Source organism: uncultured Victivallis sp., from assembly GCA_944389935.1.
Classification (GTDB): domain Bacteria; phylum Verrucomicrobiota; class Lentisphaeria; order Victivallales; family Victivallaceae; genus Victivallis.
In genome coordinates, this window is the sequence record CALXOE010000010.1 from 73,168 (window position 1) to 82,517 (window position 9,350).

A 9,350-nucleotide genomic window follows, 5' to 3' on the forward strand; every position below is an offset into this window, starting at 1 on the left:
TTGTGCATCCTCTTTAAATATCGCAAGCGAAACGCCCGTTTTCCGGGGCGTTCCGCCGCGATGGGTTCCACTTTTTTCGCGAATATCAGTAATCGATGATATCGCGGTTGTTGTCGATCAGCGTCACGTCGCCGGACATGACACGCATAAAGCGCTTCTCGAACTCCGGAATCGCGTCAAGCACCCAGCGTTCCGCGATTGCGGCGCGCTCTTCGCACTTCATCGCATCACGCAGCAGCAGCAGCCCGACAAAGATGTAGGTCTCCATCTCCACGAGGCTGCGCGCCATGAGATCGTGATATGCCTGATCCTTTTTCCCGGAGACGAACGCCACAGCCTGAAGCTGCCGCTCGTACAACTCCATGACCTTGTCGCGCAGACGGGCGAGCTTGCCCTGGAAATCCAGCGAAGCGAGCTCCTTGATCCGCACGTCATTGTCGCGCTGGATCACGCCGCCGATCGCGGCGACGACCTGAAGCTGCGTCGTACCCTCGTAGATATTCGTGATACGCGCATCACGGTAGAAACGCTCGACGTTGAAGTCTTTCATGTAACCGGTGCCGCCGTGGATCTGAATCGCATCGTAGGTCACCTGGTTCGCCATTTCGGTCGCGAGCGCCTTGCACATCGGCGTCAGAACGGCGGCAACCTTGTTGTAATACTTCTGCTTCGCGCGATCCTCGGCCGTGGCTTCGCCGCGTTCGACCAGATCGTTGTATCCGTTGCGCAGGTCGACCGAACGGGTCGTCTCATACAGCAGCGCACGCGCCGCCGTGAGCTTGACCTTCATGCTCGAAAGCATGTCGTAAATCGCCGGGAACTGGTCGATCGACTTCTTGAACTGCATACGCTCCGAGGCGTACTTCCGCGCCTCGCGGTAGGCCGCTTCCGCGATGCCGACCGCCTGGCCGCTGATCGCGACGCGCGCGCCGTTCATCAGACTCATCACGTATTTGATGAGTCCGAAACGGCGCTTGCCGCAGAGCTGCGCCGGAACATCGTTGTACTGCAGTTCGCAGGTCGCGACGCCGTGGATGCCGAGCTTGTGCTCGATGCGGCGGACGACGAGCTGCGGGCACTTCTCGGCGATGAACATCGACAACCCGCGGCCGTCGGTCGTTCCCTCCTCCGAACGGGCCAGAACCAGGTGCACCTGCGCGCAGCCGTTCGTGATGAACCGCTTCATGCCGTTCAGATACCACTGCCCGGTCTTCTCATCCTGCCAGGCGCGCAGCCGGACCGACTGCAAATCGGAGCCGAAATCCGGCTCGGTCAGGTCCATCGAACCGTCGAACTCGCCCGAGGCGAAGCCCGGCAGATATTTCTGCTTCTGCTCTTCCGAGCCGAAGAAGCTGATCGTCTCGGCAATGTCCTGCAGACCGAAGATGTTCTGCAGCGAACCGTCGGCGCGGGAGACCATCTCGGTCATCATCGTATAGACCGAAACCGGGAAGTTCAGACCGCCGAAGCGATGTTCGAGCATCACGCCCATCACGCCCGCCTGTTCCAGATCTTTCAGGTTCTGGACCGTCAGCGGATGATAGGTGACTTTGCCGTTCTCGAAGTGCGGGCCCTCTTCATCGACCGTGCGGCTGCGCGGCTCGATCCGGTCGCCGCAGATTTCGCCGACGATTTCAAGCACGCGGTTGTAGTTGTCGAGCGCATCCTCGAACGAGGTCGGCGCGTTGTCGAACTCCTGCGCATATTTGTAGTTCTGCTCGCGCAGAGCTGCGACTTCGGTCAGGTCGAGATTTTTCAGCGTGAAGACCAGATCGCTGTTGTCTTTGTAAAAGTTAGCCATGATTGGAATCCACCCCTCTTACGCTTTGGCCTTGAAGGCTTTGATCATTTGCGGAATCACGGTATTCAGGTCGCCCACGATCGCATAGTGGGCGGTGCTGAAGATCGGCGCGCCCGGATCGGTGTTGATCGCGATGATCTTCTTCGACTCTTTCATACCCGCAACGTGCTGAATCGATCCGGAGATGCCGCAGGCGATGTACAGACGCGGACGCACGGTCACGCCGGTCTGACCGACCTGGTGATCGTGATCGATCCACCCTGCGTCAACCGCCGCGCGCGAAGCGCCGACTTCGGCGCCGAGCGCCTCCGCGAGCTTGTAAATCAGCGAGAAATTCTCCTTGCTGCCGACGCCGTAGCCGCCGGCGACGATGATCTGCGCCCCCTTGAGATCGACCTCCTTGTCAGCGCGGACGCGCTCGAGGACTTTCACGACGGTCTCGACATCGGAGAGCGCGGGCTTGACTTTCACGAGTTTGCCTTTGCGGGTCGGGTCGGGTGCGTCCATCTTCATGACGCCCTCGCGCACGGTGACCATCTGCGGATCGTCCCAGGTGTTCACGATCGTCGCGATGATGTTGCCGCCGAATGCGGGACGAATCTGCATGAGCTTGTTCTTGTAGCTCTTGTTGTTCTTCTTGTCCTCAAAGTCATCGATCTTGAGGTCCGTGCAGTCGGCAGTCAGGCCGCCGAGCTTCTCGGAGGCGACGCGCGGCGCAAGTTCGCGCCCTTTCAGCGTCGCGCCGAAGAGCAGAATGTTCGGTTTGTGCTCTTTCACCAGATCGACGATTGCCCGTGCATACGGCAGAACAGTGAACGGCTCAAGCCGCTCATCCTCAACGAGATAGACCGTGTCGCACCCGTAGCTGTACAACGTTTCGACACAGTGCCCCACTTTGTCGCCGAGCAGCAGCGCCTCGGTTTTGACGCCGAGTTTGGCGGCGAGTTCGCGGCCCTTGCAGACAAGCTCAAGACTCACATCGGCGATTTTCCCGGCTTCCTGCTCGATGAAAATCCAGACATTTCCAATTTTTTCAGACATGATGCGCTTACCCCAGAGTGTGATCGCTGATGAGTTCGTGAATCAGAAGGCTGATGCCCTCGTCGGTCGCGGGAACGCTCTTGGCTTCGCTCGCAGTGAGCACAACGCTCATGACGTTCTTCACCTTGGTCGGAGAACCGGGGAAACCGATCCGCCCCGGATCCGCGTCGATATCCTTCGCGGAAAATTCCCGGATGAGCAGTCCGTTCTTCTCGAGTTTCTTAAGTTCCTCATCCTGTTCAGCGCCGTCGGTGTAGTTCGCGTTTGCATGCAGCTTCGCGACTTCGGAAACGGTTTTCGCGCGCTTGAACTTCATGAGTCTCTTCGCGTTCATCGGGCGTGGATCGTTCGCGTCGATCACGGTCAGCAGCGCCGGAGTCGGGCTCTCAAGCACTTCATAGCCGCCCTCGATCGCACGGCGGACGACGACTTTGCCCGGCTCGAGGCTGCGAACCTCTTCCACATAGCAGAGCTGCGGAATCTTCAGCTTCTCCGCAATCTGCGGACCGACCTGAGCCGTATCCCCGTCGATGGCCTGACGACCGCAGAGGATCAGATCGAACTTCCCGAGTTTTTTCGCGCAGCAGGAGAGCGTGTAGCTCGTCGCAAGCGTATCGGCTCCGGCCAGCGCCCGGTCGGTGACGAGCACCGCTTCATCGGCTCCGCGATAGAGTGACTGCCGCAGCACTTCAGCCGCAGCGGGCATACCCATCGTTGCGACCACGACGCGCGCGCCATAGCGATCCTTGAGCTGCAAAGCCAGTTCCAGCGCATTCAAATCCTCCGGATTGAAAATCGCCGGGAGCGCGGCCCGGTTCACGGTCCCCTCCGGCGTCATTGCATCGCCGGAGATGTTCTGGGTATCCGGAACCTGTTTGACGAACACGAGTACGGTATAACTCACAGTTTCGACTCCCATATTGTTGATGTTTATGGTTCGTGTGCAAATACAGCAAATCGTAGTAATATACCGCTGCACATTCAAATAGCAACCCCACCGGAGCAGCTTTTTTTAAAAAAAAACGCGCTTCTCCCGCTTGCCGTAACCCGCAAGGAATGGTATACTATACGGCATCATGGTGAAAATGGCGGAAAAAATCATATACATTCAGGATCACGAGGGGGGGCGTGTCCCTTTCGATCCTCTTACGTTGCAGACAAGGCTCATCAACTGCTTCCTGACCGCGGGGCTGCGGGAAAACAGCTACATGGCCGAGGATATTGCGCTTGCGGTCGAGTACACACTGCTGAACAGCAATCGGCCTGAGCTTGTTTTCGGTCAGGGGGAGCTGGCCGCGGCGGTCATCCGCATGCTCGAGGAAACGGGATTTCCTGAAGTCGCCGCGCTCTACCGCCGCACGAGCGGGGAGCGTCATGTCGCGATCGACTCGGATCCGGTTTCGGTATCGGGGCTGCTGCGGAAATTTCTGGCATGTTCCGACGAGGCGTTTTTCGACCGGATTTCCAGTGAAGTGTCGCATGCGGCGAAGATTCTCGGGATCACGGAAGCCGATCCGCATCTCTATCTCGAACTTGCGCGCCATTATGAGCGTAAATTTGCGATTGAGGGGGTCGCGGGCGATCCGGTCGCACGGCTCAGGGGGCGGACTTCCGCGACGAAAGAGGAGCTCACGGCCGTCCTGCCTCCGGAGGCGCTGGCGTTGACGAAAGCGGGAATTCTGCGGATCAACGAGATCAACGAGATTTTTTCCCGCATCCGTTTCTTCTTTATGATGAGGCCGTTCGCGAAGCAGTCACAGCTGGCGGCACCGGTGACGGAAATGGAGATCGAACCGCTGCTGTTCCAGATGAGCCGGACGCTCGAACAGGCCCGGGCCGCGATCGAAAACGCGCTTGAACTTCCGGATCCGCTGCCTGTGCATTTATCGATTCCGGACATGTCACAGTTCATCATCGAATATTTCGGTGTGGAACAGGAAAAATCCCGCCGGATCGCGGACGAACTGGCCGACGCCCTCTGCTTTGAATTCAAAAACGGCATCTACAAGCTCTCCGTCAACTGAACGGATTACAAGGCGGGAAATCTCGTTTCTTCTACTTTCCCGCCTTGTTCAGGCGGTCGGGAATGCGCCAGTTTTTTCCGGACCGCCGTTAGAAAGGAAAATTATTTCAGCTCCAGAAGAGTATAAAACACAGGTATGCGCAAACTCTTTTCTTTCAGCAATTTATCGGCATAACGGTTGTCCGCCTCCTCCAAGAGTGGAACTTCCACGGTGACCCCGGTGGAAGCGTTCCGCAAGACAAGTGGACGGCACTCCCCGAAAATACCGATCCGGGTCGCACGAATCACACTGTCGCGTTTGATCCCGGGAAAAGCCAACCGCATGGTTTCGATCTTTTCGTTCTCCTGCTGTTCGCGCGTACCGGAATCCAGATTGACGGCGACAAGGATTTTGTTGCCGAACCGGAAACCGGCGATCCGATCCCCCCGATTCGCAAATTCAAGTTTTGGCCGGCTGACAATCCGGTCATAGGCGGTCAGTTGATCGTCGCCGAATAGATCGACCAGCGTTTTGAATGCACGACCATGAGGAGAAAGCTCTTTCCCGGAGACGAGACATTTGCCGTATCCGTAGGCTTTCGGATCGTCCGGAGAACCATAAGCGAAGAAGAAGAGTTTGTAGCGATCCGCATACCTCCAGTCATGGGTCAATCCCCAATACAACACATTCGGATAAATCTGGGCGACAGCATAATAATTGTTATGAAAGATGATTTCAGTCTGCCACACGCCGATGTCTGGTCTGCCGTTTTTCGCGGCCTGGTCGCGCAGATATTCCATGCACCACTCGGGGAAATAGTGGATGTCGATCACATCGAGAGACTTCCAGGCATCGGTTTCGGTAAGCTCCCGCGCCAGATGATCCACCGTGCCGCAACAGGGAAAACCGCCATATACGACTTTCCCTCCCAGTTCCCGAATCACACGCGCTGCCGGAAGGTGAACATTAGTCAGGTATTCCTGCAACTCTCCATTGTAGAAGCCGCTTGCCGGATGGGCTTCATTCCAGATCTGAAAGTATTCGAGATTATACGGTTTTTTCCGTAAATCGGAGACTACCCGGCGAACGAAAGCCTGCCATTTCTCAATATTTTCCGGGGCAAGAGGGATCTGCGGACTGCGAACACGGATCTCGATATTTTTACCATCTTTTCCGGTTTTGGGTATCCATTTCCGATGACTCTCTCAATTTAGTACTCTTTCAATGGGGGGACAATATAAAGCGCTCGATATCCAAAACTCCGTTCAATCAGCACTCAATAAAGAGTCCGTTTTTACTTCTTTTTAAATTATAGCTCAGTACCGGACTTTCCTCCAAGTTGTCTTAATTTACTTCTCCAGGCACCATAACCTGGTAGACGGTATTTACCTGCGCTGTCATATGGAGTTTCCCCCTGATTATTGACCGCATTGATATCCGCGCCAGCATCCAGCAGCGCCTGCGGCCAAGTTTTGACCTCCAACATGGCTATATGCAAGGGGGTATCTCCGTTTTTATCACGGGCATTGACCTGTGCTCCATTTGCGAGGAGTAATTCAGATAGTTCATTTGAGTAATATGCCCCAAACAGAGGAGTTTGAAAGCGCAAACATCCAGGAATATTTACATCCGCCCCGGATCGTAATAATTCTTTCAATATACTTATTGGCAATGAAATATCTTCAGCCCATTTTCCCGCTGCAATAACAGAATGCAATGGTGAAACTTCACCACGGCTGAAAGAATAAAGTAATTCAGGAGACCGAGAAACCATTTTATTGATGTTTTCCTGATCATAATTCCAAATATAATGCTCCAATTGTTCTTCGGGCAACATTTCTGCGCCATGCTGCAATAGAAAATAGAATCTTTGTAATTCTTCAGGGGAACTTTTTATTTTAGCTGGAGTATCAGAATATACAATTACTCTCATGCACCCAATGGCGCTTCGGCGCCGAGACAGAGTCAGAGCCCTGGGATCAATATACTGGCATAAAAGTTCTATATACTTAAGATCAATATTAACCTCAAGTACCTCATGGAGTAAGTTCATACCTTGATAATTTCTGTCATACGCAAGAGAAGGACGATGCTTCAATAACCACTCCAAATGTTCGAAGTCATGAGTGCGGAAAATGGTATCCAAAGCTTCTTCAAATGAAGACATCTGAGCTCCATATTTTTGCAGGCGTTCAGCCTTATCAATAGCGTGAAAAGAAAGGCAAAGGTATAGAGGACTCTCTTGCAATAAAGAATTTCCACGATTAAAATTGCAATGTTTCGAGTGTAGAAAATCAATAAAAGTAACGTCACACTCATTTCTTATAGAGAAGGATAAAACATTATTTCCTTTATCATCAAAAAGATTCAAAAGATATGGAAATTGATCGATAAGTTTTTGTACTTTAGCCCATTTCCTCTTATCAATCGCATCCATAACATCAGAAAACGGTGGAACCATAATGAATCATCTCCTTAAACCTGTCAGAATATTGTTTCAAGCATGTTGTATCAGGATATACTTACGAAATTCTATCCAAATCGGTCTACTGAAATACGGAACAGTATTTTATTTACGCGGAGCTCCAACAGTAGCCTCAGAGGGCTTAATGACACATCCTGTTTTTTTACTCCCTCCGTATGTCTTTCCCTGACTTGCCTCCGAGCTGTTTAATTTTGCGCCTCCAGGCGGGGGCTCCCCACAAGTTGTACTTTGCGGCGCAATCATACGGAGTTTCTCCCTGATTATTAATGGCATTAAGGTCAGCACCGGCATCCAGCAATGCCTGAGGCCAGTCCCAGACACTTGTCATCGCAAGGTGAAGGGGAGTATTGTTATCTTTATCCCGAACATTTACCCGTGCTCCCCTGGCGATAAGAAATTCAGCAATTTCATTCGAATAACTCGCTTTAAACAAGGGGGTTTGAAAAGAGTAGTCAGAGAGAATGTTTATGTCTGCACCGTAGGATAATAATTTTTCCAGCATAAGCTTTATCAATGAACAATCCGAAAATGATCTGCCTGCCCCAACGACGCAGTGCAATGGGGCGGACGATCCACAGTAAGAAAAAAGCAGTTCGGGAGATTGACGAATCATCTTGTCAATCTTATCAAGCTCGGCATTATAGATATGCAGGCTTAATTGCTCTTCGGGAAACATTTCTGCTCCCTGTTGCAGGAGAAAATCAAATTTCTGCAATTCGTCGGGAGAACTTGGAGAAGCTGCCGGACCACCCGGATACCTTATCGCTCCTAAACAGCCGAGCACACTCAAATTTGGGGGCAGCCAGGGAGTCTTTATGTCAATATAGCGGCAGAGTAATTCGGTAAATCTGATATCTTTCACATAGCTGACCGCATAATGCAGCAGATTCTTGCCTTCATGATTCTTGTCATAAGGGAGACTTGGCTGATGTTTCAGCAGCCATTCCAGCCGATCCAGGTCATGAATTCGATGCATGGCGTCCGCGGCTTCCTCATACGCTGACATTTTAGCGCCATATTTTTGTAGTCGTTCCGCTTTTTCAAGTTGGTTAAGAAACAAACAAAAAAACAAAGGAGAGGACGTTGGATCTCCAAAATTAAAATTACAATGCTTTGAATGCAGGAAATCGATAAAATCAATGTCGCAGTCGGAAAGCGCCTTCCATAAAACCGTTTTCCCGTTCTCATTTGCAAGATTCAAGACATAAGGATATTTGCTTATGATGTTTCTGGCCTTTTTCCAGGCTCCCTTGTCAACAGCCGTCATAGCCTCAATAAATGGCTGATTCATGATCCCTCCTTGTATTTAATTGTCATAAAACTTTATCGCATTATTTTATTGCTCCCACAGTTTAATACTTGTAGTTCATCCGGCGTATTTGACAGACTCCTTGTGAAAAAGAGCTTTGATCTTCTCTGGTTGTTTTTGAATGCTTCGCATATAGGATTTTGCATGTTCTTCAAGCTCTCCATTCCGTTTTTCCGCCGGAGTTTTGGAAAGGGCCGCTTTCAAATCCCGGTTCAGTAATTCGTCAGGATTCAGGTCTGGACTGTAACTTGGCAAATAAAAGATTTCAATAAAAGCCTTGTTTTCCGTCAACCACTCCGCAGAAGTTTGATGTAATGAACACGTAAAGTTATCCAGAATCAGAAAGATCTTCTCTGGAGAAGAGCGAATCAGCCGTTTCAAGAATCGAATCGATAACTGTGCGGTCATAGTCTCACGGTAAAACATAAAACGCATCAATCCACGATTCGTGACGGTACTGATCATATTCAATTTTTCGGGAGCAGCTTTCACATATTGCACCGGAGTTTTTTCTTTCGGTGCATAGCTTCTCCCTTTTGCATCGTTGCTGCCCAAACCGATTTCATCTCCCCTGTGAATTTCTACTTTTTTCCTGTCGGGAGCGAGCAGTAATGATCCGAAAATACATGACAAGTTGCGCTTCTCCCCCCGCTTGGACAACATTTTATTGAAAGATTGGTGTAAAAGCCTTTGAATTACTATATCCCATTG

The 9,350-nt window shown here is 51.7% G+C and carries 8 protein-coding genes; 1 reads left to right on the forward strand and 7 read right to left on the reverse strand.

The features are described from left to right. Positions 1-85 precede the first annotated feature (85 nt). Genes Q0J85_RS05095 through Q0J85_RS05105 form a run of 3 tightly spaced genes read right to left on the reverse strand, consistent with a single transcriptional unit; the run spans position 86 to position 3,746 of the window. Positions 86-1,801, reverse strand: a complete 1,716-nt coding sequence (locus Q0J85_RS05095; RefSeq protein ID WP_294478848.1) for an acyl-CoA dehydrogenase family protein — start codon at positions 1,799-1,801, stop codon at positions 86-88. A gap of 18 nt (positions 1,802-1,819) precedes the next feature. Continuing rightward, the gene (locus Q0J85_RS05100) at positions 1,820-2,830 is read right to left on the reverse strand and encodes an electron transfer flavoprotein subunit alpha/FixB family protein (RefSeq protein WP_367274604.1); all 1,011 of its coding nucleotides are present in this window, start codon (positions 2,828-2,830) and stop codon (positions 1,820-1,822) included. Between the two features lie 19 nt (positions 2,831-2,849). Next, complete coding sequence (locus Q0J85_RS05105) at positions 2,850-3,746, reverse strand: electron transfer flavoprotein subunit beta/FixA family protein (protein WP_294478853.1); 897 nt, start codon at positions 3,744-3,746, stop codon at positions 2,850-2,852. A gap of 181 nt (positions 3,747-3,927) precedes the next feature. On the opposite strand from Q0J85_RS05105, the gene Q0J85_RS05110 reads away from it, so the two are divergent. Further along, positions 3,928-4,866, forward strand: a complete 939-nt coding sequence (locus Q0J85_RS05110; protein WP_294478855.1) for a hypothetical protein — start codon at positions 3,928-3,930, stop codon at positions 4,864-4,866. Positions 4,867-4,967: 101 nt separating this feature from the next. Here the strand turns inward: Q0J85_RS05110 and Q0J85_RS05115 are convergent, their stop codons facing one another. The 4 genes from Q0J85_RS05115 to Q0J85_RS05130 form a co-directional block, all read right to left on the reverse strand. Continuing rightward, positions 4,968-5,789 (reverse strand): hypothetical protein, encoded by an 822-nt coding sequence (locus Q0J85_RS05115; protein WP_294478857.1) that lies wholly within the window; start codon positions 5,787-5,789, stop codon positions 4,968-4,970. Between the two features lie 365 nt (positions 5,790-6,154). Continuing rightward, on the reverse strand, positions 6,155-7,306 hold the full coding sequence (locus Q0J85_RS05120; RefSeq protein ID WP_294478859.1) for an ankyrin repeat domain-containing protein: 1,152 nt from the start codon (positions 7,304-7,306) through the stop codon (positions 6,155-6,157). Between the two features lie 166 nt (positions 7,307-7,472). Next, complete coding sequence (locus tag Q0J85_RS05125; RefSeq protein ID WP_294478862.1) at positions 7,473-8,621, reverse strand: ankyrin repeat domain-containing protein; 1,149 nt, start codon at positions 8,619-8,621, stop codon at positions 7,473-7,475. A gap of 75 nt (positions 8,622-8,696) precedes the next feature. Continuing rightward, the coding region (locus tag Q0J85_RS05130; RefSeq protein WP_294478865.1) for a transposase at positions 8,697-9,350 on the reverse strand (654 nt) is incomplete at its 5' end.